The organism is Pseudomonas sp. Irchel 3F6, from assembly GCF_900187595.1.
Taxonomy (GTDB): domain Bacteria; phylum Pseudomonadota; class Gammaproteobacteria; order Pseudomonadales; family Pseudomonadaceae; genus Aquipseudomonas; species Aquipseudomonas siliginis.
This window is the reverse complement of record NZ_FYDP01000003.1, coordinates 458699-484551: the sequence shown is the minus strand read 5'-3', so window position 1 is coordinate 484551 and position 25853 is coordinate 458699. Positions and strand designations below refer to the sequence as shown.

28 protein-coding genes, 1 tRNA gene and 2 pseudogenes are annotated in these 25853 nt (G+C 58.9%); 8 read left to right on the top strand and 23 right to left on the bottom strand.

Going from position 1 to position 25853, the window contains the following annotated elements; genetic code table 11:
• Position 1 precedes the first annotated feature (1 nt).
• From CKW30_RS13800 to CKW30_RS13790, 3 genes are read left to right on the top strand one after another with little or no spacing between them, the layout of a single operon-like run.
• Entirely contained in the window at positions 2-379 is a 378-nt protein-coding gene (locus CKW30_RS13800; protein WP_008080517.1) for a GNAT family N-acetyltransferase, read from the top strand.
• Entirely contained in the window at positions 376-1092 is a 717-nt protein-coding gene (locus CKW30_RS13795) for an AzlC family ABC transporter permease (RefSeq protein ID WP_016772152.1), read from the top strand. Before CKW30_RS13800 ends, CKW30_RS13795 begins: the two co-directional genes overlap by 4 nt.
• Positions 1071-1388, top strand: a complete 318-nt coding sequence (locus CKW30_RS13790; RefSeq protein ID WP_095181082.1) for an AzlD domain-containing protein — start codon at positions 1071-1073, stop codon at positions 1386-1388. Before CKW30_RS13795 ends, CKW30_RS13790 begins: the two co-directional genes overlap by 22 nt.
• Here the strand turns inward: CKW30_RS13790 and CKW30_RS13785 are convergent.
• Positions 1305-2231, bottom strand: coding sequence for a LysR family transcriptional regulator (locus CKW30_RS13785; protein ID WP_071174089.1), 927 nt, complete (start codon positions 2229-2231; stop codon positions 1305-1307). The two genes, CKW30_RS13790 and CKW30_RS13785, sit on opposite strands and share 84 nt — an antisense overlap.
• A 468-nt stretch (positions 2232-2699) precedes the next feature.
• On the opposite strand from CKW30_RS13785, the gene CKW30_RS13780 reads away from it, so the two are divergent.
• The 3 genes from CKW30_RS13780 (at position 2700) to CKW30_RS13765 (ending at position 4294) form a co-directional block, all read left to right on the top strand.
• The gene (locus CKW30_RS13780) at positions 2700-2990 is read left to right on the top strand and encodes a type II toxin-antitoxin system RelB/DinJ family antitoxin (protein ID WP_056787159.1); all 291 of its coding nucleotides are present in this window, start codon (positions 2700-2702) and stop codon (positions 2988-2990) included.
• A 219-nt stretch (positions 2991-3209) separates the two neighbouring features.
• A complete protein-coding gene (locus CKW30_RS13770; RefSeq protein WP_095181081.1) occupies positions 3210-3617 on the top strand; it encodes an MbcA/ParS/Xre antitoxin family protein in 408 nt (135 codons plus the stop codon).
• 11 nt (positions 3618-3628) lie between these two features.
• Positions 3629-4294 carry an RES family NAD+ phosphorylase gene (locus tag CKW30_RS13765; protein ID WP_095181167.1) on the top strand — a complete coding sequence of 222 codons (666 nt, stop codon included), beginning with the start codon at positions 3629-3631 and terminating at the stop codon, positions 4292-4294.
• Here the strand turns inward: CKW30_RS13765 and CKW30_RS13760 are convergent.
• Both CKW30_RS13760 and CKW30_RS27580 read right to left on the bottom strand, forming a co-directional pair.
• Positions 4285-5082 (bottom strand): lipopolysaccharide biosynthesis protein, encoded by a 798-nt coding sequence (locus tag CKW30_RS13760; protein ID WP_095181080.1) that lies wholly within the window; start codon positions 5080-5082, stop codon positions 4285-4287. The two genes, CKW30_RS13765 and CKW30_RS13760, sit on opposite strands and share 10 nt — an antisense overlap.
• Positions 5083-5415: 333 nt before the next feature.
• Complete coding sequence (locus tag CKW30_RS27580) at positions 5416-5460, bottom strand: hypothetical protein (RefSeq protein ID WP_236168269.1); 45 nt, start codon at positions 5458-5460, stop codon at positions 5416-5418.
• A gap of 19 nt (positions 5461-5479) precedes the next feature.
• Here CKW30_RS27580 and CKW30_RS27575 point away from each other — a divergent pair.
• Positions 5480-5593, top strand: a pseudogene (locus CKW30_RS27575) (helix-turn-helix domain-containing protein); the annotation flags it as partial.
• A 201-nt stretch (positions 5594-5794) separates the two neighbouring features.
• Here CKW30_RS27575 and CKW30_RS13750 read toward each other — a convergent pair.
• From CKW30_RS13750 to CKW30_RS13720, 7 genes are all read right to left on the bottom strand, one after another.
• The gene (locus tag CKW30_RS13750) at positions 5795-6784 is read right to left on the bottom strand and encodes an Abi family protein (RefSeq protein ID WP_095181079.1); all 990 of its coding nucleotides are present in this window, start codon (positions 6782-6784) and stop codon (positions 5795-5797) included.
• Positions 6785-7065: 281 nt separating this feature from the next.
• Positions 7066-7141: transfer RNA gene (locus CKW30_RS13745), tRNA-Thr, on the bottom strand.
• A 429-nt stretch (positions 7142-7570) separates the two neighbouring features.
• Positions 7571-8806, bottom strand: coding sequence for a methyltransferase (locus CKW30_RS13740; protein WP_095181078.1), 1236 nt, complete (start codon positions 8804-8806; stop codon positions 7571-7573).
• Positions 8787-9476, bottom strand: a complete 690-nt coding sequence (locus CKW30_RS13735) for an ABC transporter permease (RefSeq protein WP_016772145.1) — start codon at positions 9474-9476, stop codon at positions 8787-8789. The genes CKW30_RS13740 and CKW30_RS13735 overlap by 20 nt, the downstream gene beginning before the upstream one ends.
• Positions 9473-10168 carry an ABC transporter permease gene (locus CKW30_RS13730; protein ID WP_041477511.1) on the bottom strand — a complete coding sequence of 232 codons (696 nt, stop codon included), beginning with the start codon at positions 10166-10168 and terminating at the stop codon, positions 9473-9475. The genes CKW30_RS13735 and CKW30_RS13730 overlap by 4 nt, the downstream gene beginning before the upstream one ends.
• Before the next feature lie 77 nt (positions 10169-10245).
• Positions 10246-10998 carry an ABC transporter substrate-binding protein gene (locus CKW30_RS13725; protein WP_095181077.1) on the bottom strand — a complete coding sequence of 251 codons (753 nt, stop codon included), beginning with the start codon at positions 10996-10998 and terminating at the stop codon, positions 10246-10248.
• Between the two features lie 13 nt (positions 10999-11011).
• Positions 11012-11785 (bottom strand): ABC transporter ATP-binding protein, encoded by a 774-nt coding sequence (locus tag CKW30_RS13720; RefSeq protein ID WP_024011209.1) that lies wholly within the window; start codon positions 11783-11785, stop codon positions 11012-11014.
• Positions 11786-12328: 543 nt separating this feature from the next.
• On the opposite strand from CKW30_RS13720, the gene gabP reads away from it, so the two are divergent.
• On the top strand, positions 12329-13720 hold the full coding sequence (gabP, locus tag CKW30_RS13715; RefSeq protein ID WP_016772141.1) for a GABA permease: 1392 nt from the start codon (positions 12329-12331) through the stop codon (positions 13718-13720).
• A 78-nt stretch (positions 13721-13798) separates the two neighbouring features.
• On the opposite strand, the gene vapC is transcribed toward gabP, so the two are convergent.
• The 13 genes and pseudogenes from vapC to sbnA all read right to left on the bottom strand — a co-directional run bounded on the left by vapC (position 13799) and on the right by sbnA (position 25585).
• On the bottom strand, positions 13799-14197 hold the full coding sequence (gene vapC, locus CKW30_RS13710; protein ID WP_016772140.1) for a tRNA(fMet)-specific endonuclease VapC: 399 nt from the start codon (positions 14195-14197) through the stop codon (positions 13799-13801).
• Positions 14197-14427, bottom strand: a complete 231-nt coding sequence (gene vapB, locus CKW30_RS13705; protein ID WP_024011210.1) for a type II toxin-antitoxin system VapB family antitoxin — start codon at positions 14425-14427, stop codon at positions 14197-14199. Before vapB ends, vapC begins: the two co-directional genes overlap by 1 nt.
• A 166-nt stretch (positions 14428-14593) precedes the next feature.
• A complete protein-coding gene (locus CKW30_RS13700; RefSeq protein ID WP_056787197.1) occupies positions 14594-15046 on the bottom strand; it encodes a hypothetical protein in 453 nt (150 codons plus the stop codon).
• A 6-nt stretch (positions 15047-15052) separates the two neighbouring features.
• Positions 15053-15466, bottom strand: coding sequence for a hypothetical protein (locus CKW30_RS13695; protein ID WP_095181076.1), 414 nt, complete (start codon positions 15464-15466; stop codon positions 15053-15055).
• A 29-nt stretch (positions 15467-15495) separates the two neighbouring features.
• Entirely contained in the window at positions 15496-16431 is a 936-nt protein-coding gene (locus CKW30_RS13690; RefSeq protein WP_256584334.1) for an alpha/beta fold hydrolase, read from the bottom strand.
• Between the two features lie 106 nt (positions 16432-16537).
• Complete coding sequence (locus tag CKW30_RS13685; RefSeq protein ID WP_095181074.1) at positions 16538-17596, bottom strand: YhcG family protein; 1059 nt, start codon at positions 17594-17596, stop codon at positions 16538-16540.
• A 279-nt stretch (positions 17597-17875) separates the two neighbouring features.
• Positions 17876-18220 (bottom strand): hypothetical protein, encoded by a 345-nt coding sequence (locus CKW30_RS13680; protein ID WP_095181073.1) that lies wholly within the window; start codon positions 18218-18220, stop codon positions 17876-17878.
• Positions 18221-18242: 22 nt separating this feature from the next.
• Positions 18243-19721, bottom strand: a complete 1479-nt coding sequence (locus CKW30_RS13675) for a PLP-dependent aminotransferase family protein (protein ID WP_095181072.1) — start codon at positions 19719-19721, stop codon at positions 18243-18245.
• Positions 19722-19748: 27 nt separating this feature from the next.
• Positions 19749-21173, bottom strand: coding sequence for an L-lactate permease (locus CKW30_RS13670; protein WP_095181071.1), 1425 nt, complete (start codon positions 21171-21173; stop codon positions 19749-19751).
• A gap of 15 nt (positions 21174-21188) precedes the next feature.
• Positions 21189-21803, bottom strand: a complete 615-nt coding sequence (locus CKW30_RS13665; protein ID WP_095181070.1) for a glutathione S-transferase family protein — start codon at positions 21801-21803, stop codon at positions 21189-21191.
• Positions 21800-23581 carry an FAD/NAD(P)-binding protein gene (locus tag CKW30_RS13660; protein WP_095181069.1) on the bottom strand — a complete coding sequence of 594 codons (1782 nt, stop codon included), beginning with the start codon at positions 23579-23581 and terminating at the stop codon, positions 21800-21802. The genes CKW30_RS13665 and CKW30_RS13660 overlap by 4 nt, the downstream gene beginning before the upstream one ends.
• Positions 23575-24606 (bottom strand): 2,3-diaminopropionate biosynthesis protein SbnB, encoded by a 1032-nt coding sequence (gene sbnB, locus CKW30_RS27895; RefSeq protein ID WP_095181068.1) that lies wholly within the window; start codon positions 24604-24606, stop codon positions 23575-23577. The genes CKW30_RS13660 and sbnB overlap by 7 nt, the downstream gene beginning before the upstream one ends.
• 5 nt (positions 24607-24611) lie before the next feature.
• Positions 24612-25585, bottom strand: a pseudogene (sbnA, locus tag CKW30_RS27890) (2,3-diaminopropionate biosynthesis protein SbnA).
• Positions 25586-25853 lie beyond the last annotated feature (268 nt).

Sequence of the window (25853 nt, the reverse complement as noted above, 5' to 3'; positions counted from 1 at the left end):
CATGGAGCGCTTCTTCCGCCAGTTCGACGAAGTGTCGTTCTGCGAATGGCAGGACGCCAAATGCCTGCGCGGCGTGTTGATCCAGAAAACCACCACGGCGTATCTGGCGTTCGATGTGGCTGGCGAGATCGTCGGCGCGGTGCTCGGCGGCATGCTCGGCAGTCGCGGCACGATCAATCATCTGGCCGTGAGCCCGCGCTACCGCAGCCAGGGCGTGGGCCAGCGTCTGGTTGAAGCAGCGTCGTCCGACATGAAACGGGTCGGGGTGCTGCGGATGTTTCTGTTCGTCGACGATGCTAACCTCGCGGGCAAGCGATTCTGGACTGCCCAGGGTTTTTGCGAGCCTCACGGCGAACGAACATTTGAGAGGGATCTATGAATGAAAGGTCCGGCAGCGCGCCGCTGATGGCGACTCATCAGCCGTCGCGCACGTTTGCCGAAGCCAGCCCGGTGGTCGCCGGGTATTTCACCGTGTCGTTTGTCTTCGGGCTGATGGCGGTCAACGCCGGTCTGCCGATGTGGCTGCCAGTAGCGATGTGCTTGTTTGTCTATGCCGGCGCCTCGCAGTTCGCCGCGCTGGCGCTGATCTCCAGCGGCGCCTCGCTGACCACCATTGTGCTGACCACTTTCCTGATCAATGCGCGGCACATGCTGATGTCGGTGTACATGGCCAAGGCGCTGCGCGCCCTTGGTTTGAGCCGCATGGAGCGTTGGGCTTACGCCGGTGGCCTGACGGATGAATCCTTCGCCTTTCACAGCGTCAAGCTTGGCACGGGCGCACCGGTCAATGTGCGTTACCTGATCGGCTTCAACCTGTTCTGTCACACCTCGTGGGTGCTCGGCGGTCTGCTCGGTGCGGTCTGCGCGCAGTACGCGGCGCACTTGATCAAGTATCAGCTCGACTACGCGCTGACGGCGATGATGCTCTACGTGCTGGTCTCGCTGTGCAACACGCGCAACAAACTGATCGCCGCCGCTGCCGCCGTGGTCTGTATGGGTGCGCTGAGCCTGATCGGCAGTTCGCCCTTCAACGTATTTATCGCCACGTTTGTGGGCTGCGGAGTGGGTGTATGCCTGACCAAACGTTCCTGATTCTGGTGGTGGTGCTGATGATGGCGGTGACATTCCTGCCGCGCGCCTTGCCACTGCAGATCAACACCGAACACTGGCCGCCCTTCGTGGCGCGGGCGCTGGAATATCTGCCGGTGGCGATCGTCGCTGCGATCAGCCTCACACCCCTGTTGATCAAGGATCGGCAGATCCAGCTCGATCGCCCGGAATTCTATGCTGCGATTCCGACGTTGCTATGTGCGTATTTCAGCAAAAACCTCTTTCTCAGTGTGGCGGTGGGGACGGCTGCGTACATTGCGCTCGGCGCGTTCATGTAGCGACAGATCAACGACGTCGTTCAGCGCCTGGTGCGACAGCTCCGGATTGTTTACCGCCAGGCGCACTTCGAGGAAATCCTCGAAACCGGGAAAAATCGTCAGACCGTTCTTCTGCGCCGCTTCACGCGAGACCATGCCGACCGCATCCATCTGCGTGATCAACGACAGCGTCAGGGTTTCGCTGCAGGAATAGACCATGCGCTGGCCGTTCTCGTGATTGCCCAGCCCGGCGTCGAGAAACCGCAAGAAGCTGTGGGAATACGGACAATCTTCCGCAGGACGCACCTGAAACTTGTTGCCCAGCAAGGTCAGCGGATCGTTCTCCTGACCGCAATGCGCACCGACCACCTGCACCTGCACCTCGGGCAGCACGATGCTCGGCAGCCCCGGCCGCTGCGGGCCGATCAGCACGGCAAGGTCGAAATCTTCGTTCTTCAGCTTGCTGAGATTTTCCATCGACTCGGCGTAGCTGAATTCCATCTGGTAATCGGGAAACACCTCAATCAGGCGTCCGATCATGCGTCGGTTGAAATCAGGCGACAGGGTGTTGTTCAACGCCACCTTCAACGTGCGCTGCCCGGGCACCTTCAGCGCCTCGACCTTTTCTTCCATCTGTCGCGTGGCGATCAACACTTTGTCGATGTAAGGCGTGAGCTCCGTACCTTGCGGCGTCAGCGTCAGGCCCTTGTTGGAGCGGCGAAACAAGCGGAAACCGAACTGCTCTTCGACCTTGTTCAACTGTGCGGCCAACGCCTGCACGGTCAGGCACGAATGCTCGGCTGCAGCCGACAACGAGCCGGTCTGCACGATGCGCATGAGGTTGCGTAAGGTTCTGCTATCCATGGGTAATGCCCTCTGAAGTGGGCTGGGTATTGTTGTTTACGAAACGACCGAAACGGCGCCATATGCCGGCTATATTCCTGCACCTGAGCATAGTTGTCGCGGATTTAGTAGCGAATTGATTTCCCCGCCGATGGCTGGAGGCTGACAGAGGATCGGGGTTTTTGGTGAAGTGGGGGTGATGAAGGTCAAAAAAGTGCGTGGTTTTGGTGCGCGGGGAGATTTTTTTCGAAGAGAAACAGCTTACATCTTCCTAGCTTTTTGCCTGCGTCATACGCAGATAGGTCTCAGGTAAAGTAACGATTCAGCTGATAGCGCCCAACAGTCAAAGGAGTTGAAATGGATGTCTGGCATGCGAGCCATGGTGGTAGATAACCACCTATCAACTTCGCATTGACCCCCAAAGATCACTCCGAACACAATGCAGAGGTAGCGCTGATGTAGCTACAAAACCACGATGAGGTAATTGAAATGGCTGCACTACTGAAAACTACCGATGTGCGCTGCCGCATTGATGAGGATTTGAAAGCGCGTGCCACTGAAGTCTTGAACGCTTGCGGGCTGAGCATTAGCGACGCCATGCGACTTTTTCTGCGACAGGTTGTTGCTACTCAGGGGCTTCCCTTCGAGGTGCGAGTTCCATCGGAGAAGACGGCCCGCGCAATGATGGAAGCACGAGAAATCCGTCAGCGTTTCGACTCGATAGACGACATGCTAAGGAATGCTGATGGCGAAACAGGAGAAAACGCAAAAACGCGCTGATCGGCCTAAACAGTGTGCACAGACTTCTGAATTCAAGAAGTCTTGGGATCGTTTAGGGAGTCATTCAGAACTGTTTAAATAGCGCAGAAAAACATAAGCCGGCTTAACTCCGGCTTCTGAGCGTTTGATTATTACGATTCGTTCATTTGTGTATCAAAACGCTAAAAAATTACAGTTATGTACTAGTCTTCAGCTAAGACAAAAAATCAGGAGGCGTCTATGCCTACCTCATCCCCAGCTCTCACCCCACGCGAACAACTCGACGCCCCCGAAGCCGGTCGCGTCGCGCTGAAGTTCTTCTTTAACCTCATGGAGCGCTGGGGCTGCAGCGCTGAGCAGCAACGCACATTGCTGGGCGGTGTCGGTAACACCACCTTCTATAAATACAAACACCTGCCGAACGTACGTCTGCCTAACGATACCCTTGAGCGCATCTCTTATCTGATAGGCATTCACAAGGCGCTGAGCATCATCTTCAGCAATAGCCGTGAGCGCGCCTACAAGTGGGTCAGCAGCCCGAACACTGCGGCACCGTTCAATGGCAAAACCGCCCTGGATTACATGCTGGCGGGCCGAGTGGTCGATATCGCCGATGTGCGCCGCTACCTCGACGGAGTGCGCGGTTGAAAGCGCCGGCGCTGGTCGACGTGCCATGGCCACGCGCCTATCGCATCGTCAACAGCAGCTTCCCGCCGATTGCGCTGTTCGAAGACGTCCTCGACCCCGAGGACCTCGAAGTTGCCTACGCCATCGAAGCGCTGACCAATGATCGCCTGATCGAACAGGCCGGCGTCCTTGCCCGCGTACGTCCCGAAGATCGTCTGTCCGGCCCCGGTTCCAGCCCGGTGATGGCCGCGTTCACTCACGTCGGCAAACGCAGCCGTTTCAGTGACGGCACCTTCGGCGTCTATTACGCCGCCAGCAGCCAGGCTGCGGCCATCGCTGAAACCTGTTTTCACCAGGAACGCTTTCTCGCGGCGACCCAGGAAGCCGATCTCGAATTGACCATGCGTACTTACATCAATCAGGTGATCAAGCCGCTGCACGACGTTCGCCATGGCTTTGATCATCTGCATCAGCCTGATCCTGAGGCCTATGGCCCATCACAGCTGTTCGCGCGGCAACTGCGCGACGTCGAGTCGTGGGGCTTGCTCTATAGCAGCGTCCGGTTGCCTGGGCATGAATGCGTTGCGGCGTTTCGTCCGCCGGCGGTATCGATTCCGAAGCAGGGCAAGCACTTGCGCTATGTCTGGAGCGCAAGTGAGGGCAGAATTTCGTTTGTGTTCGAGGTCAGTCAGGTCTGAATTATCGCTTTGACTTCGTCGAGTGTTTTGACCGGAATGACGCCGGAAGGAATTCGCGAAGAGGGCGACAAGTTGTAAACGGCAAACTCTTTGCCGACGACTTTGTCGGACATGAGTTTCAGAGATGGAAGTATTCTGGAATGAAAATGCTGATCCAGACCGCACGGCGAGATAGAGCTTCCATCAGTCTCGTAAAAGCGCCCCGCGGACTGGTTCATATCCGCTCCCACCAAAATCACCTTTGAAAAGCCTGCGTGATAGGCAAGTTGGAGTGCGAGATACAAGACTGTGCGGGCATCAAAAAAACCATGGGCCAGGTTTTTGCTGAACCCGATACTGCGGTTTCGGCTACCCAGAACAGCGCGATTGCGTACGAGATCCTGGTTGTTGCGCAGTAGCCATTCAGTCAGGGTTGGTTTGGGCGCTTTCTTCAGAAGATAGAGATCACCTGTCGGTTCAACGGCCAGTTCCTGGGCCTGGCGAGCCCAGAGAGCTACTCGCTGACTGGTGCGCATCGCATAGGCAAACAAGTCAGGCTGTTGTATCGAAAAACTGGTGTCGGTGCATGCATAGAAGAACGGCTTTATGCCTGTTCCCATGAACATGGATATCGCACCGTTCACCGTGATCATCGGGATGTCGGCAAACTGTTCAATGGGAAAATCTTTCGCGGAGCTGCCCGAAACGATGATGAATGCAGCGCCGTGAGCGATATTTCGGCAGTCAGCAAAGTCCCTGACGTGGAGGGGAAGTGGGGAGGCATTTGGCGTTCTTGATGTCGAGTTCATCGATGGTCTCTAGGGCCATGTCATGCGTTCAGTCCGTTGTGCTGACGTGATGAAGCGAGATGACTCTTCCACAGCGCCGCGCTTTGTAAGTGAGTGTTGCGCTCGGCGTTAGTTCCCAGTTGGCTGCTGGGCAGCCCATGCGTTGGCCAAGAACGCTCCAGTGGCTGGCGGGTTATCTGGATAGATGCAGGAGGGAAGTCGGATATGTCCCCGCACCAAGGGACCTTGAGGAAGGCCGGCATGTTTTCGGCAGGCCTGAAATGCAAAAAGCCCTCGCATCAAGGAGGGCTTCGAATGGCGGTTTGCATCGATGCCTTTCTGGTGGCGAATCCATTACTTCACCACATCATCGATCAATGCCTTGCTTAGCTCGTGCAGATACTGCGAGGCATAAGCGCGGACTTTGCAGGATTGGGAGCAGGGGCGCAGGCAACCGACGGGTGCAGCGCAGACTCTCTTGCGGGTCGCAAGTCAGCATCCTGAGGCGTTGCGGGATTTGCATATTGCTTGATACCACTAAGGCCTTTGGCCTGACCTCTGCAATACAAAACGAAGCCCCTGCATTTTTGCAGGGCTTCGTTTTGTATGGCGTCAGCACTAAAATCGTAAAAAATGAATTCAGGTTGCGACTCTGTCATTTTTTGAAAAACGTGGTCTGTCCCCAATTCTGTTTCTCCGCGCAATGGCAAAAGAACAAGACCTCTGGCTTCCTCTACCCCAAACACCATTGCGATTGCCGTTTCCAGTCATCTGGAAATCCCATAAGTTTCAAATCACCCGGTTCCCTCTGGTCCATTATTTCGGCCAAGTGAAATTTCCACTGGCTGTCTGGACTGATCAAATCGGTTAAATACGCCAGCATCGTTAGTACTATAAATAGCCGCTGCTTGGGTTGAGGCCGATTGCCAGGCGCATTTTGGATGACCCATTCTTTTGGTAAGGATGGTCGAATCGAGAGCTCTCTGTTCCATAGTCGTGAGTGGTGGGCGCAGCAGTTTCGAATGAAGGTCAGAGTGTGGAGCCAGGAGGCCAGTACTTCGAAGGGGAGATTAAATCTGCTCGCGATCGCTTTCTTGTCGACGCTTTTGCCTATGGCATTGAACATCGTGGATACCGTCCCAAGGCTGAGCTCTTCCAGAACAGCCCAAGCGGGCGGCAACTCGGGATGGGCATAGGTTGATCCGTAGAATCGAAAATAGTTATCGCGCATGCGATTTTCAATTCGCTGGTGCTGGACCTGATCAACTCGGCTGCTCTTTTTTATACGATCAATCTCACGTCCCAGTTTGTGGCGCTCCTTGCCCAGTTGATCTCGCAGGGGCCGCAATAACTCGCCATGTGAATATGAAGAAGAGAAGATTGACGCGTCAGCTATCCAGTCAGGCCCGTACTTAGGGCACATGTGATTGCTGATAGTCGCTCGTATGGCGACTTCGACACGTTCGATAGCATTCATGGTTATGCGTCGCAACGAGCCATCGAAGCGGTAGATGTCGACGACTGCTTTCTGAGTGCTACCAGGTTTGAAGGTGTGTTCAGGGTTTGTTTCCTGAAAAGGGCGCATGTATGGACTCAAGCGAAACAGCGTGACCACTTCCAGGAAACGCATGGCGCGCTCGTCATTTGCGACTTGCAGGCCTCGTTGCTTTAGCAGTTCCAATTGCTGTTCTACGCTGAGGGCCGGCTTGTCGAAGGGCCTCATGTAGTTTTCTCCAGGCAAAAAAAACCCGCACGATTTGAGCTTGCTGACTGGGTCAACCTAGGCTTGGCGGGTGTATTGGGGTGCATTATAGGTAGGTGCAAGAGCCCGTCAATGTTGGGCTGATGTGAAATTGTAACGGGTCCGGGCGCGCGGGCAGAGTAGGGGGCTGCTGGTTGAGATAAGGCGTCGTTGGTTTTGTCGCAGCGATGTTGCCCTCCTAATGAGCTCCAAACGCCAGAAACAACAAAGCCCCTGCATTTCTGCAGGGGCTTTGTTTTGTATGGTGCCGGCACCAGGAGTCGAACCCGGGACCTACTGATTACAAGTCAGTTGCTCTACCAACTGAGCTATACCGGCGTGTGGGCGACGATTATAGCGATTGGGTTGATCCTGTAAACCCCTGAATTCAGACTATTTTTGCATTCCCGGAAAATCAGGCCCTGCGCAAATTTATACGCAGCTTTTGTACCTCACGTGCAGTGAGGCATCTATGCAGGGCGTACAGTTGAGTCTGGGCTTGCGGGACCCCGCAATTATTCACTCGGCTAGCCCAATATTCGTCGGTTATGTCGTTTTGATTGGCAGCTTATGCACAACTGAGGGGCGCGGATACTGGCTTATGCGAGGTGTTGTGAACCCATTCTCATCTTGTTCGCAAATCCCTGTTTTACAGGTTTTTTATTCATGTGAACAAAAAATGACCAGTGTTGTTAAAGCGACGAAACAGGCGCAGGTATTGGATCCACAGCAAATCCATCAACAGAGTTATCCACAGGTCGTAACGTTTTAGGCGCGCTCGGCGAGCAGCAGTAAGTTACGCGGTGTGAGTGAGGCGTCGCAAAAGGTGCCGAGGCGTACGACGTATCCCTGTTCTGCGAGGAAAAGCGCCCGATCCAGATTCAGCCAGAGCTCAAGGGGGCGGCGGAACAATCCGCGCAGCAATTCCAGGTTGCGAACTTCGGCCAACCGCTGCCAACCGGTTGCTTCGAGTTCGGGCCAATCTGGCTCGCCGACTGTGGATAACTCTTTGAGCACAGCCAGATCGCGACAGTAATCAGCGAACGGTTTGTCCAGCCAGGCGCTGGGCAGGGAGGGCGTTGGCAGGTATTCATCGACGCCGCGCACTTGCCGTTGCAGCAGGTCGAAAGCCAGGCGACGAGCCATCGAGGTGTCACGCTGGCGCCGGACGCGCGCACCGGCGGTGACGGTTTCGTTCATCGGCAGCGCCAGATCTTCCAGCGAGAGCTGTAGAAGCGATGCCGATCCTGCACAGGACGAGGCCTGGTATTCGTTACGACTGATGCGGTTGTAACAGCACGGTGCGATCGCCATTTGCTGGCAGCCGGCAGCACTGGCCAAATGCATCAAGCGCACGTGCAGATCACCGCATGCGTGGAGGGCGACGGGGGTGTGGGCGGCGTTCAATACGGCCGGGGCGTCTGCCGCGAGTACATCCTGTTCGACATGCAGGGCGTGCAAGTGATGACGATGACTCAGTGCCTGACCGCTGGCGACCAATAAAGGATCGTATTCAACGCAAGTCAGTTGCTGCCCCGACCCCGTTAAGCGCCGTCCCAAGTGCCCTTTGCCTGAACACCAATCCAACCAATGCGTCGGTGGCGAAGCGAAAGACAAGCGACCGGCAAACGCCTCGATCTGCTGCCACTTGCGCCCGGGCACATCGACATTCAAACGATGCCCGGCAGCTTCAAGCGCACGCCCCGACAACTCACCGACCGCACTCAGCTGCGCCGACAACTTCGCCAATGAAGCGAACGGCTCAGGCGCATCCACGAGTTCAGCAGGATGGTTATGCGCGCGTTCTGCATCTTCCAGCGATCGCTTGCGTAGCCACGCAGACAACTCTGGATAAGACGCTTCCCAGGCAAGCGAAAAATGGGTGAACGGTCGAGGTTTCCACAGCGCCTGATGCTCAATCAAATAAGCATCCAGCGCGGTGAAGCGGGCGAGTAGGGCCTCGCCCGTCAGCACGTGGGAAGTATCAGCGGCCTTGGCAGGCATCGACGCGCAGCCAGCGTTCCAGCAGCTTGAAGCCGCGAACCAGCACGTAAGCCATGACCAGGTAGAACACACCGGCGGCGAAGAAGATCTCCACCGGCAGATAAGTGCGGGCAATGATCGTGCGTGCCATGCCGGTCAGTTCCAGCAGGGTCACGGTGCTGGCCAGGGCGCTGGCCTTGAGCATCAGGATCACTTCGTTGCTGTAGGCCGGCAGGCCGATGCGCGCGGCACGGGGCAGGATGATGTAGAACATCGCTTTGGGCCTGGACATGCCCAACGCTCGCGCGGCTTCAATTTCACCGGGTGGAATCGCCTGAATGGCACCGCGCAGAATCTCGGCGATGTACGCCGCTGTGTGCAAGGTCATGGTCACGGTCGCGCACCAGAACGGATCGCGCAGGTAGGGCCACAACGCGCTTTCACGTACGGCGTCGAACTGCGCCAGGCCGTAATAGACCAGGAACAGCTGCACCAGCAACGGCGTGCCCCGGAAAAAGAAGATGTAGGCGTAAGGCAGCGAGCGCACGTACCAGCGCTTCGAAGAGCGGGCGATGCCCAACGGAATGGCGAGCAGCAGGCCGGCAATGACCGCGATGGCGACCAGTTCCAGCGTCAGGGTCGCGCCCTGTGCCAGTTTTGGCAGCCACTTGATGATGACTTCCCAGTTCATTGCGCGCTCCTCGCAAAGCCGCGGGCGGCGCGTTTTTCCAGGAAGTGCATGCCGGTCATCGCCAGCACTGTCAGGCCGAGGTACATGATCGCCGCGACCATATAGAAGGTGAACGGTTGTTTTGACACGGTTACACCGATCTGCGCGTGACGCATGATTTCTTCCAGACCGATGACCGATACCAGCGCGGTGTCTTTCATCAGGATCATGAACAGGTTGCCCAGGCCCGGCAGGGCGATGCGCCACATCTGCGGCATGATCAGCCGGGTGAAAATCCGCCATTTCGACAGGCCCAGGGCCTGGCCGGCTTCACGGTGGCCCTTGGGAATGGCCAGCAGGGCGCCACGAAACACTTCCGTGGCGTAGGCGCCGAAGCACAAACCCAGTGCGATGACACCGGCGGCAAAAGCGTTGAGTTGCAGGTCGGGGTTGCCGAAGTACTCACCGAGGGCGCGCATCAGGTTGACCGTACCGAAGTAGATCAACAGCACCCAGAGCAATTCCGGGACGCCGCGCACCAGCGTCGAATAGGTACCGCCAAGCCATTGCAGCGGCTTGTACGGGGAAGTCTTGGCCAAGGCGCCGAGCAGGCCGAGCACCAGGCCCAGGCACAGCGCGGTGAGGGCCAGTTGGACGGTCATCAGCGCACCAGCGGCGAGCGCCGGGCCGAATCCGTAGAGGTCGATAATCATGGGTTTCTGTTCAAATTGCGGCAGGCAAAGTCGGGAGCCGGCGCCGCTTGATTACGGCGCCGGTCCCACAGGTCAGATCAATAGATACTGAACGGGAAGTACTTGTCGTTGATTTTCTTGTAGGTACCGTCGGCGACGATTTCCTTCAGGGCGGCGTTCAGCTTGTTGCGCAGTTCGTTGTCACCCTTGCGCACGGCGATACCGATCTTGTCGCTTTCCACTACCGGGTCGCCCTTGAACTCGTAGTTCTTGCCAGCGTCGGTTTTCAGCCAGTCATAGTTGGCGTACTTGTCGGCGAGGATCGCGTCGACACGGCCGGAGGTCAGATCGAGGTAGGCGTTTTCCTGGGTGTCGTAGAGGCTGACCTTGATATCGTCACCGTAGGTGTCTTCCAGCCAGGTGCCGGCCAGCGTTGCGCGCTGGGTGCCGATGGTTTTGCCCTTGAGCGAGTCCTTGTCGGTTTTGAAGTCGACGTTCTTCGGCGCGATGAACTGCAATTTGTTCGAGTAGTACGGGTCGGTAAAGTCCACTGCGGCTTTGCGATCTTCGGTGATCGACAGCGAGGAAATCAGGAAGTCGAACTTCTTCGCGTTCAGCGCCGGAATGATGCCGTCCCAGTCGGAAGTGACGACGGAACATTCGGCTTTCATCTTCGCGCACAGGGCGTCGCCGATTTCCTTGTCGAAGCCGACCACTTGGCCGCTGGCGTCTTTATTGTTGAACGGCGGGTAGGCCGCTTCGATGCCCATCTTCAGGGTTTCAGCCATGGCACCGGCGCTGAACGCGAGGGTGACGGCGGCGGCCAGGAAGACCTTTTTGAAATTCTGCATGCATGTTGCTCCGTTAGCGGTTGCTGGACATGAATTGTTTGCAGCGCGCCGAAAGCGGGTTATCGAACACCTGCTGTGGCGATCCTTGCTCTTCTATAAGGCCCTGATGAAGGAACACCACTTCGCTGGAGACCTGGCGGGCGAAGCCCATTTCGTGGGTCACGAGCAGCATGGTGCGGCCTTCTTCGGCCAATGCGCGGATGACACTAAGTACTTCCTGAACCATTTCCGGGTCAAGCGCGGAGGTGGGTTCGTCGAACAGGATCACCTTCGGCTGCATTGCCAGCGTGCGGGCGATCGCTGCGCGTTGCTGCTGGCCACCGGACAATTGCGCCGGGTAGGCGTGGCGCTTGTCGGCGATGCCGACCTTGGCGAGCAACGCTTCGGCGACTTCGATGGCCTCGGCCTTGCTCTGGCCGAGCACGCGGCGCGGGGCCTCGATGACGTTGTCGAGCACGCTCATGTGCGGCCACAGATTAAAGTTTTGAAATACAAAACCAATCTCCGAGCGCAGGCGATTGATCTGTTTGCCGTCGGCGGCGACCAGTTCGCCGTTCTTCGCGGCTTTGAGCTTGAGTTCTTCACCGGCCACCAGGATCTGGCCCTGATGCGGGTTTTCCAGCAGGTTGATGCAGCGCAGGAACGTGGACTTGCCGGAACCGGAAGAGCCGAGGATCGAGATCACGTCGCCGTCGCGGGCGGTCAGCGAGATGCCTTTGAGCACCTCCAGCTGTCCGTAGCGTTTGTGCAAGTTGCGGATTTCAAGCGCGGGCGTGGCCTCAGCCATGTGCGTTCCTCATATATGTTGCGCTCCTGCTGTTGGCGGGCCTTCCTGGCGAGGCGGCCAAGCTAGCATAGCGTTTCAATGGCAGCCAACAGCGCTACGAGCGGTAAACGGGTGGCATGTGGCGGGTTGTCGCATCGGCGCAGCAGACTGTCGCCCCGTCAACAACCGAACGGGTGTTTGATCGTGTAAACCCGTGGGTGCCGCGTAAAAAAAGGCGCGATGTTGCCAGCTTTGGCGGGGTGTTGGAAGCGCTATCCGGCCGAACGTTCCTTATTCGCCCTTTTTCTGTGCGCCGCACACTTTTTCTGTGTGTTTCTGGTGCGCGGATTCGTCTTGAAAGTGAGTCGCCGGGTAACGTTCTGGCGAATAGCCATTAAACTCAAGGACTTGCATCGGATGCCGGAGCCCCCGGCCCTCAAGGACTTGAAACATTTTGGCGCAAATATTGCGTGCAGAATAAGGAACAGGCCGTTGGATTCTTTTTACGAGAAAGAATTTACAGACGCGCCGGACGCACTCGCTTTCCTTGCAAAGGTAGTCTCTATGAGCAGTACCCCAAGCTCCACTGGCCTCGAACAGGGGCTCAAACCGCGTCATGTGACCATGTTGTCGATCGCCGGTGTGATCGGCGCCGGTCTGTTCGTCGGCTCCGGCCACGCCATCGCTGCCGCCGGCCCGGCCGTGCTGCTGGCCTACGCCGCTGCCGGTACTCTGGTGGTGCTGGTGATGCGCATGCTCGGTGAGATGGCCGTGGCTTCGCCGGACACCGGTTCGTTCTCGACTTACGCTGATCGCGCGATCGGTCACTGGGCCGGATTCACCATCGGCTGGCTGTACTGGTGGTTCTGGGTGTTGGTGATTCCGCTGGAAGCCAACGCCGCCGCGACCATCCTGCATGCGTGGTTCCCGGGTGTCGACATTTGGGCTTTCGCGCTGGTGATCACCATGCTGCTGACCGTGACCAACCTGTTCAGCGTGAAGAATTACGGTGAGTTCGAGTTCTGGTTCGCCCTGATCAAGGTGCTTGCGATCATCGGCTTCATCGGCCTCGGCCTTGCAGCGATTTTCGGCTTCCTGCCGACCAGCCAGGTCAGTGGCGTTTCGCACCTGTTCGACAGCGGCGGCTTTCTGCCCAATGGCATGGGTGCTGTGCTGGGCGCGATCCTGACCACCATGTTCTCGTTCATGGGTACCGAAATCGTCACCATCGCAGCGGCGGAATCGAAAGACCCTGGCAAGCAGATTTCCAAAGCGACCAACTCGGTGATCTGGCGGATCGGCCTGTTCTATCTGGTGTCGATTTTCATCGTGGTTGCGCTGGTGCCGTGGAACGATCCTACCTTGGCCAACCTGGGTTCCTACCAGACCGTACTTGAGCGCATGGGCATTCCCAACGCCAAGATGATCGTCGACATCGTCGTACTGGTCGCAGTGACCAGTTGCCTGAACTCGGCGCTGTACACCTCCTCGCGCATGCTCTTTTCCCTCGGCAAGCGCGGCGATGCCCCGGCCATGTCGACCCGCACCAACAAGAGCGGTACGCCTTACTGGGCGGTGATGTTGTCGACCGGCGCAGCGTTTCTCTGCACCTTCGCCAACTATGTGGCTCCGGCCGCGGTGTTTGAATTCCTCCTGGCCAGCTCCGGCGCCATCGCCCTGCTGGTGTACCTGGTGATCGCCTTCTCGCAACTGCGCATGCGGAAACAGCGCATGGCGCGCGGCGAGAAAATCGTCTTCAGCATGTGGCTGTTCCCCGGGCTGACCTGGGCGGTGATCATCTTCATCGTCGCCGCGCTGACCATCATGCTGTTCCAGGAAGCCCACCGCGTGGAGATCCTTGCCACGGGCCTGCTGAGCCTGATGGTGGTAGCCGCTGGTCTGCTGGTGTCGCGCCGTCGCAAGCTGGAGAAGCGTGGTGCGGTGGTGTTGAACTGAGTCGTAACGCGTGATGTAAAAACGGCCGCTGTCAGGGATGACTAGCGGCCGTTTTTGTTTCTGAGCTTTCCAGTCAGGTTAAACCCAGTCCTCGATTCGCAAACCGGAAACGCGTTGAAACTCCCGTACGTTGTTCGTCACTACAATGAGTCCAAGTGAGCGTGCGTGGCCAGCGATCATTTGGTCGTATGGCCCGATCGGCGTTCCAGCCTTCGCGAGTTCAGATCGAACCATCCCGGCCTGTGCGGCTGCGTCGTTATCGAAAGGCAAGACATCCAGTCGCGCGACAAATCCTTCAACAATTGCCAGATTTTTCTCCGGGGCCGCCGACTTTTCAGCACCGTAAATAAGCTCCATAAGCGTGATAGCGCTGATGCACAACTGCCCGGAATGTCGATTGAAGGCTTCCCGGACAATTTGTGGTTTGTTCTTGATGGTGAAGATGCAGATATTTGTATCCAGCATGTACTTGATCATCAGAACGACTCGCGCTCCTGTTCAGTGGGTTGCTCACGGTTAGCCATGAAATCAGGGCTGACGCTGTCGCCATCAAACCAGCTATCCCAGCTTTCTCCAGCAGGCGTAATGACGCGTGTTCTGCCAATCGCGATGACTTCCACTCGTTTAACGTCGCCGGGCATCGCAACTGCCTTTGGCAGTCGGACTGCCTGACTTCTGTTGCTCATGAAAATTGTGGTCTGCTCCATATTCGAGCTCCCGGGTCTGTTCCTGTGATTAGCTCAGGATAGATCGTGCTGGGGATATGTCAATGGGATATACATCGTCACCGGACAAAGAGTAGCTAGGCCATCCAAAACAAAAACGGCCGCTGTCAGGGATGACTAGCGGCCGTTTTTTGTTTCTGAGAAGGGCTTATTCGCTCTTGTCTTCCTGGGGCTCTACCGACTTGCCATAAGCATCCAGCGCCACGCCGAAATCCGTAATGAACTGCGGCTCGCTCAGCCAGGCCTGGGCCTGTTCGATGGTCATGCCGTCGGCCCACATGCGGTAGTCGATGAGCATATCGGCGGCCAGGTGGGTGGCGGCCATGCCTTCGTTGTCGGCGTTTTCCATGTCGAGCAGTTCAGGATGGTCGACGATGATGAAGGCCAGTTCGCGCAGCAGGGTCAGCAGCATTTCGTTGCGGCTGACGGCTTCGGCGTCGCGCATTTTGCTGAACATCGCCAGGGTGTATTCCGGGATCGGCTCGGCGAGGTGGCCGAGCTCTTCGTCCTGATCCAGCGGTTTGCGCCCGACCATACGGATCTGCTTGGCTTTGGCCTTGGCGCGTTTGGCGCGTTTCTGTTGCTTGTTCAGGGATGCCATGGGAGCTCAGTTCTTCTGTTGGGTTTGTGCGGCGATCGCGTCGGACGCGGCCACATAGTCGGCCTGAAAGCCCGGGGATTCGATCCACGCCAGCGCGCCGGCCTCGTCGGTTTCCTGCGACCATTGGCGATACTCGATCAGCGCGGCGAGGATGAAATCCATCGCGCCTTCTTCGCCTTCCTGCTCGTACACCAGTTCCAGTAGCGGATCTTCGAGGAACGCGGTGCACATGGCCTGTTGGCTGATCTTCTCGGCGTCGATCATTTTCTTGAACAGCTCGGTCAAGTCCACCGATTCGAAGTCGATGCGGTCGTCGTTCGGGTCCAGCTCGACCGGCGCTTCGGCGCGCTTGGTGCGGTTCTGCTTGGCCTTGGCTTTGGCCCGGGTGGCGCGTTTTTGCTGCTTGTTGGCGGAGGCCATGATGTGTTCCGTCGTGCGTTGAGAGGGGCTCAGCTGCGTGGCACTTGTCGGCCGGGTGTATCGGCGGCCAGTGCGCCGGTCTGCAGCCAGGTCAGAGCAATGGGCCATAGTGTGGCTTGGTATGCGCTGCGAAAAAAGCCGAAATGTCCGACTTGTCGTTCGCCGATGTCCTGCGGCGCAATGCGCAGATGGGTTTTTGCCGCGTTGCTGAAGTAGCCGAGCAGGCGTTCGATCGCCGGGATCGTTCCGTAAGGATCATCGCTGAGGCTGATGGCGAGGGTCTGCGCGCGGACGCCATCGAAGGGCAGGGCGCCCGCCTTTTTCATCAGCACCCGACCGCTTGGACGATCCTCGTACCGTGCAGTGGGTGTGCTCCAGTCGCAGACTACGCCGGTTGGCGTGTCCTCCAGCCAGCCGATCCGCTTGCCTGGAAAATAGCCGCAGAGCAGCGCCATCAAAGGCATGACCACATGCCACTTGCCGAACATCCGCCAGCGCTGTTCGGAAGCATAATCGCGCCAATAAGCGAACTGCGCACCGACGGTTACCAACCGTCGGATCACCTTGCCCGACTCCGCTAAGCCCGCCGCGCAACCGCCGAAACTATGGGCGACCACATCGATTGGCTGACCGGGAAACTCCCGCTGCGCGCGTTTGAGCATCGCTTCGAAATCCAGAGCGCCCCAGTCAGTCCACGAAGCGCGCAGCCCTTTGATCGATTCGCTGCGTGATTCGCCAATGCCCCGGTAATCGTAGGTCATCACATCGCAGCCATGGCTGAACAGGTAGGCCGCGAACCGTGAATAGTGCCGACAGCGCACCGAGGTGGCGGCGTTGATGATGACTACCGGGCGCTGAGGATCGGGCGAACTGTGGCGCCAGGTGAAGCCGCCGAGTGCGTAGCCGTCGTCGGCAGTTTCCTTGAAGGACGTGCCTTCAGCTGCAGTCAAAACTGGTTGGCTCAACTCTGCGTCTTCCAACTCGAATGGGGGCTTGCTGCCTATGGCGCTTGACCTCGGCGGTTAGGTGCCAACCATAGTCGCCGCGCTGATCAAGAACAATCCGGCCGGTTCATTCACTGGATTGAATGAGCATGCGTTCTTCGATCAACGCCTGTTCGCGGTTGAGTTCAGCACGTAACTCTTCTTCGCTCGGCAGTATCGTCTTGTAGCTGCTGGCGAACAGTTGCTCATTGCCTTTGAGCATGGAATAGCGCGCCACCGAGTCATTGCTTTCCGCGCTGAGAATGATACCGACGGTTGGCTTGTCACCTTCGCTGCGCTTGAGCTCGTCGTACATGCGCACATACATGTCCATCTGCCCGACATCGCGGGCGCTGAGCTTGCCGCGTTTCAGGTCGATGATCACGAAGCACTTGAGCAGATAGTTGTAGAACACCAGATCGATATAGAGGTCGACGCCGTCAGTGCTGATGCGTTGTTGGCGGGCGACAAAGGAAAAGCCTTTGCCAAGTTCAAGCAGAAAGCTTTGCAAGTGATCGATGAGGGCTTGTTCGAGTCCGCTTTCCCTGACTTTGCCTGCTGAGGGCAGGCCGAGGAATTCGAGCATGACTGGATCGCGAATGAATTCCCGCGGATTGCATTTCATCGCGTCGATGTTGGTCGTGGCTTCCTCGACCACCTCGGCTTTGTCCTGACTCATCAGCAGGCGCTCGTAGTAGAGCGTCAGGATCTGACGATCAAGGGCGCGGCTTGACCAGTTGAGGTCGGCGCATTCGTTCATGTACCACAGGCGCGCTTTCTCGTTCTCGACGCGTAGCAGGCGGCGGTAGTGGGTCCAGCTCAATTCGGAACGCACTGCGTTCCAAATTGGAAAAGACTGATAAAAGCTACGCATATATCGCAGATTGCGCTCATCAAATCCCTTCCCGAATTGCCCCGTTAGATCCTTCGCCAGCAGCGCGAGCAACTGCTGGCCATAACCCGCTCGCTGAGCGCCTTTCTGTTCAAACTCGACGATATGCCGGCCGATTTGCCAACAAGTCTGCACCTGAATCGTATCGACCGCGCGTAGCACTTTTTGCCGCGCCTGGCGAATCAGCTCGCCCAGTTCGCCCAGCAGTGAATCGATTTTATGGTCTTGCGTATCAGCAGGTTTGAGCTGGCTCATCGGGTCTTCCGCATTCTGGAAACAGAGACGCAAGCATGCCGGGGAAGGCGGCGCAGGTATGTCGGGCGAACCTGCGAGTTCGGAAGGAAGGGTGGGACAGGCGTTGCAGGACATTGCCACCGGAAGGCGCGTAACAGGGTAAATGTCCGTAGTCCATTTCGTGCTTTTGCCCAGTCAATCGCCGCAGAGTTGGCAGCGCTGCGGTGAGCGATCTGGTGTTGCGCTGGAATGAAAGAACAGGCAGGTAAGAGGCTGCTTCAAAAAAGCGCCCCAGTTGCATCATCGCGAGCGCTTGCCCTTCGGCCTCTGCTCACGCACCCGTCCTTTGCGATAAATCCACAGCCCGAACACACCGATGGCCAACATGAACGCGGTCCAGAAGCTCTGCCAGACGAACTCGAACCAGTATCGCCGAGGTTGCAGTGCCAAGGTGTAGGTGCTGCGCGGTCCGCGATTGTTGGTGGTGATGGAACCGCTGATCCAGCTTTCGATAAGCATGTAGATCGAAAGACACACGGCTAAGGCAATCAGCACCCCAGCGAGCACCGTCAGCCAGAATGTCCAGCGGCTCGGGCGATACGGCGGGGGATGCGGCAAGCGAATACGGGATCTTTTCTGATTCATAAGCGAGGCTCGCGCAAGTCGGTCAGGAAACTGCCAGCTCTTGCAGCTGTTCAGTCGGCATCTGCCGCGGGCTCGTCGGGCGTGCGGCAAGGTGGGCGCATTCGGCGATCACCTTGAGAATGCCGATCACCGCCGGGGTCAGCATAGTGCCGAGGCAAATGCGCACGCCTGTGGAAGCCTGGCCATCGGCGAAAAATATGCCGCTGCCAGCCACGTGGCAACCACGCTCCGTGGCCAGTTGCTGCAGCGCAGACATGTCGGTGTGTGCCGGCATTTCGACCCAGTGGATGAAGCCGCCGCGCGGTGGCACATAGACGGTCCCGAGCGGGAAATCCGTGCGCACCAGTGCTTCGACAAAACTCGCCAGCGAGGACAGTTGCGACCTCAATCTGGCGCAGTGCTCGTCCATGTAGCCACGGCCGATGAATTCATTGAGAACATTTTGCGCCAGGCTGGAAACGGCCAGGTTGCGCGAAAACATCTGCGCGAGGATGGCATTGCGGTATTTGCCGGCCAGACACCAGCCGACGCGATAACCCGGCGCGATGGTTTTGGAAAAGGACGAGCAGTAGATCGTCTGGCCGCTGCTGTCGTAGCTCTTGAGGGCGCGCGGTCGATCAGCTTCGGGCACCAGGTCGAAGAAGATGTCGTCTTCGATGATCGGCACATCCGCTTCCCGGGCGATCCTTGAAAGTCGCGCGCGCGCTTCGTCGGGCATGATGAAGCCACGCGGATTCTGCAGCGTCGGGTTGAGAAAAATCACCGCGACCTTTTTTTGCTTCAGGGCTTCTTCCAGATGATCGACATCCAGGCCCGTGCGGCCGTCGGTGCGGATCGGCAGGGCGCGCATGCCCAGGCGTTCGATGGTCTGCAGGATGCCGTAATAGGTCGGGGTTTCGATGGCGACTGTAGCGCCTTTCGACGCGACTGCTTCGAGGGCCAGTTCGAGAGCGATGGTGTCGCCCGACGTCACCAGAATATCGTCCGGCCCGCAGACTACACCGCGGGTCAGCATCAGCCCGGCGATGCGCCGTCGCAGCGCCGGCAGGCCGGGTGGCGCGACCAGACCGCTCAGCGTGTTGTCAGTCTTGGCGGCCAGCACCGAGAGGCATTTGTTGAGCAGCACGTTGGGCGTGAGATCGCTGTGCAGGACGGCCGAATTCAGCGATGCGGTGGTGCGCGAGGCCGCTTCGGAGAGCATCGCAACCACAGCATGATTGACGTTGACGGTGACACTGGAAAAGTCGAAAGCGCCGGACGGTTTTGCCCGCCCTGATGCCGAGACGAAGTAGCCGACGCGCGGTACCGTCGAGACGTAGGCGTCGGCCTCGAGATCGGCCAGCGCCCGCTGCACCGTGGTGATGCTGGTCTCGAACATCCGCGCCAGAACGCGGATTGACGGCAGTTTGGCTTCGGCCGCCAGGTCACCGCTGTCGATCTGGCGAATAATCCAGTCCTTGACTATCCGCCAGCGCTTGTCCGGCAAATCAAACCTGTCCATAAGTTCTCTGTGATGATTCGAAACAATTCACAGAAAGTAGAGCAAAACGATCCCCGTTGCAGCAACTATGACGATGTTCAGCGCCACCAGACCGAAGGCGAAGCGGATCAGGCTGTTTTCTTCCTGGCGGTTGGCCCCGGCAAGTCCGGTGATCAATGACAGGATCGACAGCGAGCCAAGTGCGCCATGGCCGGCGGCGCTGTTGACCATTGCCGCCAGCCACGCCCCGTGTTCGCTGCTCAGCGCGGCAATGGACGGCATCACCAGCGTGTTGCCGCCGACGTTGGAGCCGGTGACATAGCCGGCAATCCCTGCCAGCAGGGCGATCGTCGGTGCCAGCGAAATACCCGACATGGATTGCAACGCGCTTTGCGCCTCGACGAGGAATCCAGCGTTGACCATCACCTGAGACAGCAGCAGGAACAGGAAGATTGTCGTGACCGGAAACTTCGCCCGGTTGAACAGCGCTGGCCACGGGAAACCCGCGCTCGCGGTTTGCCTGAACGCCATCAGCACGGTCACGATCAGCAGCGCCAGCCCTGGAGACGCCAGCGGCTTCCATGAAACGTGTTCGCCCCTGACAACCCACAGGCCATCCCAGCCCGACAGCACGAACAGTCCGCGCGACGCCACAATCACTCCCAGCAAGGCCAGATAAGGCCATGCCGCGCTCGGCCAGCGCACCAGTTTTTTCCGTTGCGCCCAGGAGATGCCCAGGCCGACGCAAGCCACGGCCAGCCCGGCCAGCACACCGGAAACTTCCGGGCCGACCCACAGGTTGACGCAATACAGCACGGCAACGAACAGGGCGGTCACGACGATCAGCCCCAGCCACGGAGTAATCCTGCGGATGCCGGCCTGCCACAAGGCCAGCGACGCCAGGCAGAGGAACACCGGCGCGCTGATCAGCGCTGAATGGCTACCGAGGGTTTGCGCCGGCAAATGTGCCAGCAAGGCGCCGATCACCGTTGCCAGACCCAGCGTGCCCCACGGCATGATCACCATGCCGGCGAGAGCGATTTTCATCCCCGACTGGCGAGTGAAAAGCCCCATCAGCAGCGGCACCGTGGCGATCAGCGAAACGCCGAAGCCGGTCATCGCTTCCAGCAGCGGCGCCAGCCCCAGCACGATGAAAATCACCTGCGCCGGGGGTGTCCAGCCGAGTTCCTTGACCCACGCGCCGATGGCCTGTGGCGCGCCGCCGCGCTCGACCAGAATGACGAAGGCCAGCCCCGGGACGATGACGCACGCGGTGCTGAGAAACAGGATCGTGGTGTCCTGAAAAATCGCCGAGGAGATCGCCGCCGACACCGGCCCGGCAGCGCCCAGCGCCCACAGCACCAGCACCAGCACCACACCGGCCAGCGCCGCTTGTACCGGCGGACGCCGGACGATCAGGATCAGCGCGATCACCAGCGCGATCGGTGACATTTGCAGCAAGAGAGAGCTCATAGCGGTTTCCTTGGCTTAATCGTGCGTCTGTCCGCTGTACTCGGTCGCCCGCATGGACGCGCGCTGGCAGAACGTCTGATACCACTCGCTCAGGCGTGTTTGCGCCGAGAAGTCCGAGAGTTGACGGAAAGCGATCCAGTCCAGCGCGGTCGCCAAGGCGATGTGGCCAACGGTGATCGGGCCATTGAGGTCGACGTGTTCTTCGATGAAGCGATACGCCTCCTTGAGTTTGTAGGCCTGGCCGTCCGCGTACGCCGGATAGCGCAAAGCCTCGGGGCGCCGCTCGACTTCCCAGCGCAGCTTGATGCCGACGTCGCACATGCCCTGCGCCAATGCCTGCAGGCGCAGCGCCTTGTAGCGCTCGGGGCCGCTGGCCGGGATGAATTTACGGCCGTTGCTCAGGTCATCGAGGTATTCGCAAATCACGATGGAATCGAACAGTGCGGTGTCGTCGGGCAGCATCAGCACCGGCACTTTACCCAAGGGGTTGGCCTGGTAAATGGTCGCGTTCGGTGAAGTCGGGCTGGTCTCGTGATGTATCACCTCAAGGCTCGATGCGATGCCAAGTTCGTGAGCCAGCACCAACACCTTGCGGGCGTACGGCGAATGCGTCTGATAGTAGAGTTTCATGCGCGAGTTCCTGTCTCAAGGATGGCGGTGGCGACTCGATGGGCGTCCATGAACAGCCGCGAAGGTGCGCCCGCCGAGGTGACGTAGTGGTTGTAATAGCAAGAGCCTTCGGCGAGCGGTCCCAGCACCCAGATGTCACGCACCGCTTCGCCGCTGTTCGACTTGGGGTTGGACGCCGCGTCGACATCGATGCCGTCGATGCCCGGCACATCGGTGCGTGGACGCACAAGGCCCAGGCGCGCGAGGTCGCGCACAGGTGCGCAGTCGCTGTGGCTGACGCCGCTGCTCTGGACGTAACCGGCGACTCGCTTGAAGTGTTCGATAGCCGGGCGTGAGCCGGGCTTGAGGAAGGTCAGCAAACCGGCATCACACAGCGCGAGCAGATCGGCGTGGCGCTCCTTTTGCGGGCCGGCGACCAGACGGTTGATCGCCTTGTGCCAGCGGCCATAGAACTGCCGATGCGAATCTTCGGTGAGCCCGTCGAAATCGACCGCCTCACGCAGCCGGTCGCGCAAGTCGCGCCAGACTTCGATGGCGGCTTTGATCGGCGACGCGCCGCGTCCCAGACGTGCTTCATGCAAGTCGGCTTCGAGGGTGTCGTAAATCCATGCGTGATAGTTGTAAGGCGTCACGCTGTCGGGCAGTGCGTGGCAGATCAGCTCCAGCGGACTGATTGCGCCGGCAATCGCTTCGAACTCGCGCAGCAAGGCTTCACAAGCGGCCACACCGGCAGGGCCGACAACGCTGACGGTTCTGAGCTGCTCAAGCAGCTGTTGCGGCGCTGAGGGTTTATGCAGGACGGCGACCGCAGCGGCACGCATCTCCAGCAGCATCAGCGGCAGAATGTCCCGTTCGAAATCCAGTCGGCGGTTGTGCGCGTTGACCCGCAACGATTCGATACGCTCGCTCGTGAGCAGCACGGCGCTATGGCGGGGGCAGCCGATCAAGCCATTGGGACGCGTGCGAAACGGCAGCCCGTCCCGCGACTGAATGAAGATCACCGGCTCCTGACCCGAAGGCTGGTAAGTGTGACTGCCATCAGCCATGGGTTTGTAGATCCCGCCTCTGCCAGCCGTCAGCGCCGCCAGGGTGTCCATGGCGCCCAGGCCCAACCCTTCGATCAACACCGTTTCGCCGGGCTCGACGGTGGTGAGGCTGCCCGGCAGCGGGTAAACGTTGTCGACCCGGTTCTGCCCCGCCAGGCGCAGGCGTCCGGTGTGGCCAACGGTCAGCACCAGACGATCCACCGTCACCGCAGCGCCGTCGGCGGTTAGCAGAAGGTATTGCTGATTCTCGCGGCGCTCGACCGCCGTGACCTGATGCCGATTCAGATTGACCGTGACCCAAGCGGGTGCGGTCGCGAGGATCCGCGAGAAGGCGTCGGCCAGATAAGCGCCGAGCAGGTGCCGTGGCAGAAAATCCTCCGGCTCGACGTCGCGACCGTCGGCGGCGAGCAGGCCGCTGTCGGGGTCAACCTTGACGCGCTGTGCTCGGCACCACGCGAGAAAGTCCGGCCCTGGTCGTTCCCGGGCGTCGGTCAGATCACCGAACGCTGCTGCGTCGGGAAATACCCCGAGCTGACCGGCGACGGTGTTGAGCAACAGGTAGTCCGGTTGATCGGGCCAGTGCGCGCCGCTGCCGAGCACGTTGGGCTCGAAGATGTCGATGACGACCGGTTGTTGCGGACGTTCCTCGGCGCGGCTCAACAGGCGCTCGAATACCGACAATCCGCGCGAACCGCAGCCGATCAGGCCGATGTGCACAGGCGCGTTCACCATCTGCGCTCCTCGCCAAAAAATGACGGGATGGCAATTGCCGTCCCGGCTGCCACCGCAATGTCGTGGATCATCCGGCCAATCGCGAGATCGAGAATGCCCATGCCGAATGGCGAATAGATCAGCGGTTTGTCCTGGGCGAGGTGCAGGTCACCGCGAATCAGCTGCGCCACTGTGCCGGTGACAAAGTCGCGATGGCCGTATTGCTGCTCGGCCAGATGCGGTGAGGTATTGGCCTTCAGGCAATGGGTGATGTCGTCGAAGTAGTTGTAACTTTCCTCGATGATTTCGGCGCCGATATCCCGCAGCGAGATGTTCAGAACAATCTGCCCCGGGCGGAACGTGCCCTGGCCTTTTACGTAGGGCTCGCCCGCGCTGGTGGCGAACACCACGATGTCGGCTGTCAGTGCGTCTTCGAGCGACAGCAGACGCACATCCGGCAGGCCCAGTTGTTCGCCAAATTCCGCGAGGGCTTGCGCCGATTCGGCGTTGAGATCGTGAATGCCCACGCTGTCGAAGGACCAGTCGTCCGCGACGAAAGTCTCGAGGATATTTCTTGAGATTACCCCGCCACCAATGATCGAAAGTGTCGCCGCGTGGCGGTTCTGGCCATTCAGCCACCAGGCACCCAATACCGCCGACGCCGCCGTGCGCACGGCACTGATCAGCGCACCTTCGAGCAGGGCGTAGGGATAACCGGTCTGCGGGTCGTTGAGAATCAGCACGGCAGATGCGCGCGGAATGCCTGACTTGATGTTGTCGGGATAACTGGCAATCCACTTGATCCCGGAGACGGATTGATCGCCCTCGCTGTCGACGATGGCCGCCGGCAGCGCAATGATCCGGTTCGCCGGTTGCGCAGGGAAACGCAGAAAATAACTGTCGGGGTTAACGGTTTCGCCACGCTCGTGGGTCAGGTAGGTCTGCGCCACCATGTCGATGGTTGCATGCCGCAGCCCGTTGAGGATGTCTTTGACGACAGCGCCGGGGATGACGTGGAACGGCTGGATCGGATTCTGTGTGGTCATGAGGATTACGCCGAGAGTGCCAGAGCGATTTCAGGGAAAAGGGGCTGCAGTGCGGTTGCGCCGATCCGCTGGGTGACCCAGTCGTCGGAGTAGATGGTTTCGAGATAGCGCTCACCCATGTCGGGGGAGATCGCCACCACGACATCGTCGGGCCGGATATGCGGCGCCCACTGGCGGATGCCGGCGAGCACAGTCCCGGTGGAGCCGCCGAAGAGCAGGCCGTAGCGTTGCGCCAGCCAACGGCAGACCTTGATCGTCTGTTCCTCGGGAATCGACAGGAAGTCGTGAATGCCCGACGACTCGAATATCTCCGGCAGGCGGCTGGTGCCGAGCCCCGGGATATGGCGCGTGCCGCCCGGCAGGCCGAACGTCACCGAGCCGACGGTATCGACGGCAATGATTTGGTCTGCGGATGATGTTCGGCGAAGTAGTTCTTGCAGCCCATCAGCGTGCCGGTGGTGCCCGCGCCGACGAACAGGTAATCCACCTGGGAAAACTTGCGCGCGATGGACCTGGCAGTCGCTTGATAGTGGGCGAGGGGGTTGGTCGGATTCTTGTACTGGTTGAGCCAGATGTAGTCGGCGTTGTCAGCGACCAGTTGTTCGATCAGGCGAATCCGCGAATTCAGGTAACCGCCGTTCTCGTCACGCTGATCGACCATGAGCATTTGCGCGCCAAGGGCTTGAATCAGCTTGCGGTTCGGCGCGGAAATATTCGGGTCGATTACGCAAACGAACTTGTAGCCCTTGGCCGCGCAGACCATGGCCAGCGCAACGCCCAGATTCCCCGATGAGGATTCGATAAGGCGGGTCTTGTGGTTGATCAGTCCGCGAACTTCAAGATCAGTGATCAGCGCGTGCGCGGTCTTCAGCTTGATGGAGCCGGCGGGATTCAGTCCTTCGATTTTCAGCTGGATCGTTGCGCTGCAAAGATCGCCGATCTGCACATAACTGTCTTCATTGATGAGTTGCTTGATCATACGTCGTCCGTTTCGCTCTTTTGCCGGGCGCACGGGGGCGCCAGCATTCATCCTGGAATGTTTGAAAAGCAGTAACTGCAGTTCGCCTGTGGGTTGGGTTCAGATTTTTTGCTGGACAGGAAGTGACCTTGCGGGCGACGCCGATCGATTCAAAAAATCAGGGTTTGCGCTCTGAGGGCTACAGGAGTCCAGAGTGTTGCGGGGCGCAAAGTAGAGCCAGTCATTGGCTCGCCAAGGCTTGCTTGAAGTATTGGCGAAACGCCATCTA

What these genes read in the sequence shown, in the direction of transcription:
- CKW30_RS13800 (WP_008080517.1), top strand. Translation starts at nt 2, where the DNA reads ATGGAGCGCTTCTTCCGCCAGTTCGACGAAGTGTCGTTCTGCGAATGG.
- CKW30_RS13795 (WP_016772152.1), top strand. Translation starts at nt 376, where the DNA reads ATGAATGAAAGGTCCGGCAGCGCGCCGCTGATGGCGACTCATCAGCCG.
- CKW30_RS13790 (WP_095181082.1), top strand. Translation starts at nt 1,071, where the DNA reads ATGCCTGACCAAACGTTCCTGATTCTGGTGGTGGTGCTGATGATGGCG.
- CKW30_RS13785 (WP_071174089.1), bottom strand. Translation starts at nt 2,231, where the DNA reads ATGGATAGCAGAACCTTACGCAACCTCATGCGCATCGTGCAGACCGGC.
- CKW30_RS13780 (WP_056787159.1), top strand. Translation starts at nt 2,700, where the DNA reads ATGGCTGCACTACTGAAAACTACCGATGTGCGCTGCCGCATTGATGAG.
- CKW30_RS13770 (WP_095181081.1), top strand. Translation starts at nt 3,210, where the DNA reads ATGCCTACCTCATCCCCAGCTCTCACCCCACGCGAACAACTCGACGCC.
- CKW30_RS13760 (WP_095181080.1), bottom strand. Translation starts at nt 5,082, where the DNA reads ATGAACTCGACATCAAGAACGCCAAATGCCTCCCCACTTCCCCTCCAC.
- CKW30_RS13750 (WP_095181079.1), bottom strand. Translation starts at nt 6,784, where the DNA reads ATGAGGCCCTTCGACAAGCCGGCCCTCAGCGTAGAACAGCAATTGGAA.
- CKW30_RS13740 (WP_095181078.1), bottom strand. Translation starts at nt 8,806, where the DNA reads ATGCCTGCCAAGGCCGCTGATACTTCCCACGTGCTGACGGGCGAGGCC.
- CKW30_RS13735 (WP_016772145.1), bottom strand. Translation starts at nt 9,476, where the DNA reads ATGAACTGGGAAGTCATCATCAAGTGGCTGCCAAAACTGGCACAGGGC.
- CKW30_RS13730 (WP_041477511.1), bottom strand. Translation starts at nt 10,168, where the DNA reads ATGATTATCGACCTCTACGGATTCGGCCCGGCGCTCGCCGCTGGTGCG.
- CKW30_RS13725 (WP_095181077.1), bottom strand. Translation starts at nt 10,998, where the DNA reads ATGCAGAATTTCAAAAAGGTCTTCCTGGCCGCCGCCGTCACCCTCGCG.
- CKW30_RS13720 (WP_024011209.1), bottom strand. Translation starts at nt 11,785, where the DNA reads ATGGCTGAGGCCACGCCCGCGCTTGAAATCCGCAACTTGCACAAACGC.
- gabP (WP_016772141.1), top strand. Translation starts at nt 12,329, where the DNA reads ATGAGCAGTACCCCAAGCTCCACTGGCCTCGAACAGGGGCTCAAACCG.
- vapC (WP_016772140.1), bottom strand. Translation starts at nt 14,197, where the DNA reads ATGATCAAGTACATGCTGGATACAAATATCTGCATCTTCACCATCAAG.
- vapB (WP_024011210.1), bottom strand. Translation starts at nt 14,427, where the DNA reads ATGGAGCAGACCACAATTTTCATGAGCAACAGAAGTCAGGCAGTCCGA.
- CKW30_RS13700 (WP_056787197.1), bottom strand. Translation starts at nt 15,046, where the DNA reads ATGGCATCCCTGAACAAGCAACAGAAACGCGCCAAACGCGCCAAGGCC.
- CKW30_RS13695 (WP_095181076.1), bottom strand. Translation starts at nt 15,466, where the DNA reads ATGGCCTCCGCCAACAAGCAGCAAAAACGCGCCACCCGGGCCAAAGCC.
- CKW30_RS13685 (WP_095181074.1), bottom strand. Translation starts at nt 17,596, where the DNA reads ATGAGCCAGCTCAAACCTGCTGATACGCAAGACCATAAAATCGATTCA.
- CKW30_RS13680 (WP_095181073.1), bottom strand. Translation starts at nt 18,220, where the DNA reads ATGAATCAGAAAAGATCCCGTATTCGCTTGCCGCATCCCCCGCCGTAT.
- CKW30_RS13675 (WP_095181072.1), bottom strand. Translation starts at nt 19,721, where the DNA reads ATGGACAGGTTTGATTTGCCGGACAAGCGCTGGCGGATAGTCAAGGAC.
- CKW30_RS13670 (WP_095181071.1), bottom strand. Translation starts at nt 21,173, where the DNA reads ATGAGCTCTCTCTTGCTGCAAATGTCACCGATCGCGCTGGTGATCGCG.
- CKW30_RS13665 (WP_095181070.1), bottom strand. Translation starts at nt 21,803, where the DNA reads ATGAAACTCTACTATCAGACGCATTCGCCGTACGCCCGCAAGGTGTTG.
- CKW30_RS13660 (WP_095181069.1), bottom strand. Translation starts at nt 23,581, where the DNA reads ATGGTGAACGCGCCTGTGCACATCGGCCTGATCGGCTGCGGTTCGCGC.
- sbnB (WP_095181068.1), bottom strand. Translation starts at nt 24,606, where the DNA reads ATGACCACACAGAATCCGATCCAGCCGTTCCACGTCATCCCCGGCGCT.